Raw genomic sequence first — 1,731 nt, 5'->3', positions numbered from 1 at the left:
AACAGCGTCACCTGGTTGGCGGGCTGCATCGTGTGGCACAGGTTGCACATGGCCGACCGCGCCCGACTCGGCCCGTCCGCCGCACGCAGCACCACGCCGGTCAGCTGACCCTCGACCTCGGCCACCACGTATCCCCGGCTGCGCGTGCGGGGGTCACGCCACGCATAGAAGTCGAGATGGTCCCAGTCGGCGAACAGAAAGTCGGCGGGCACGGCGACGAGGCGAAGGTCGTCGGAGCCGGCGTTGACGAACGACGTGCGCAGTTCGTCCTCGGTGAGGGCACGCATGGGTGCCAGTCTACGAACGCGCGTCCGTTGCAACACCCTCCCTGGGCAGAGCGGATGCCGCCGAGCGCCGATCGCGGATGACGAAGCCGAACCCGAACGCGATGAAGAACATCAGAACGCCGTACACCGCCGCAGGCAGGCTCAGCTCCATCGATCCGAGCACCGTCTGGGCGATGACGATCGCAAGCGTGGCGTTGTGGATGCCGATCTCGAACGATGACGCGATCGCCTGGCGCGTGCCGACCTTGAGCAGGCGCGGCACCACGTACCCCACGGCCAGACTCAGCAGGCAGAAAAGCAGCGTGATGAGCGCGAGGCTGGCGATGTTCTCCACCAGAAGGTCCCAGTTCGAGGCCACCGCCCCCGCGATCACCACGATCAGCACCACCACCGAGACGATGCGCACCGGCTTGTCCATGCCGTCGGCGAACCGCGGCCACACGCGGCGCACCAGCATGCCGGCGGCGACCGGAAGCAGCACGATCGCGAAGACCTCGACTGTCTTGGCCCACTGCATTCCCAGCTCGCCGTCGAACGGATCGAAATAGGCGATCGCGAGGTTCGTGATGATCGGCAGGGTCACCACCGCGATGACGGAGTTGATCGCCGTCAGCGAGATGTTCAGCGCGATGTCGCCACGGAACAGGTGGCTGTAGAGGTTGGCGGTGGTTCCGCCGGGTGATGCGGCCAGCATCATCATGCCGACGGCCAGCACGGGCGGCAGCCGGAACAGCAGTACGAGGCCGAAGCAGATCACCGGCAGCAGCACCAGCTGGCAGGCCAGCGCGACGATCACCGCCTTCGGCTGCTTCGCGACCCGCGCGAAGTCGCGCAGGGTGAGGCTCAGCCCCAGGCCGAACATGATGATGCCGAGGGCAACGGGCAATCCAATGGTGGTCAACGCTGATCCCATGGGACACATAGTGCCCGACGCGAGGCTCGGTAGACTCACGACATGGCTGATTCCTCCTTTGACATCGTCTCGAAGATCGACCGCCAGGAGGCGGACAACGCCCTCAACCAGGCGCGCAAAGAGGTCGAGCAGCGCTACGACTTCAAGGGCACCGACGCGTCGATCGAGTGGAGCGGAGAGTCGATCCTCATCAAGGCCAACAGCGAGGACCGCGCGAAGGCCGTGCTCGACGTGTTCCAGTCGAAGCTGATCAAGCGCGGCATCTCACTGAAGAGCCTCGAGACGGGCGACCCGACCCCCAGCGGTCGTGAGTACCGCATCGTCTCCACCCTGAAAGAGGGCATCTCGCAGGAGAACGCCAAGAAGATCGGCAAGCTCATCCGCGACGAAGGCCCCAAGTCGGTGAAGTCGCAGATCCAGGGCGACGAGCTGCGCGTGCAGTCCAAGAGCCGCGACGATCTGCAGGAAGTGCAGCGACTGCTCAAGGCCGCCGACCTCGACGTCGACCTGCAGTTCATCAACTACCGGTAG

General features: G+C 65.3%; 3 protein-coding genes. 1 reads left to right on the top strand and 2 read right to left on the bottom strand.

The genetic code is table 11. From position 1 onward, the window contains the following. A partial coding sequence (locus NQ160_RS23430) for an FBP domain-containing protein (RefSeq protein ID WP_257517402.1) occupies positions 1–287 on the bottom strand: 287 nt, incomplete at its 3' end. A 10-nt stretch (positions 288–297) separates the two neighbouring features. Beyond that, positions 298–1,200, bottom strand: coding sequence for a bile acid:sodium symporter family protein (locus NQ160_RS23425; protein ID WP_257517401.1), 903 nt, complete (start codon positions 1,198–1,200; stop codon positions 298–300). Positions 1,201–1,242: 42 nt separating this feature from the next. Between NQ160_RS23425 and NQ160_RS23420 the strand changes: the two genes are divergently transcribed. Continuing rightward, positions 1,243–1,731, top strand: a complete 489-nt coding sequence (locus tag NQ160_RS23420) for a YajQ family cyclic di-GMP-binding protein (RefSeq protein WP_257494105.1) — start codon at positions 1,243–1,245, stop codon at positions 1,729–1,731.

The sequence above is a fragment of the Microbacterium sp. zg.Y909 genome, from assembly GCF_024626565.1.
The sequence above is the reverse complement of the archived record's forward strand: the minus strand, read 5'-3'. Positions and strand labels throughout refer to the sequence as shown.

Bases quoted from the DNA above. Each gene is read 5' to 3' on its own strand.
- NQ160_RS23420 (WP_257494105.1), top strand. From the start codon at position 1,243: ATGGCTGATTCCTCCTTTGACATCGTCTCGAAGATCGACCGCCAGGAG.
- NQ160_RS23425 (WP_257517401.1), bottom strand. From the start codon at position 1,200: ATGGGATCAGCGTTGACCACCATTGGATTGCCCGTTGCCCTCGGCATC.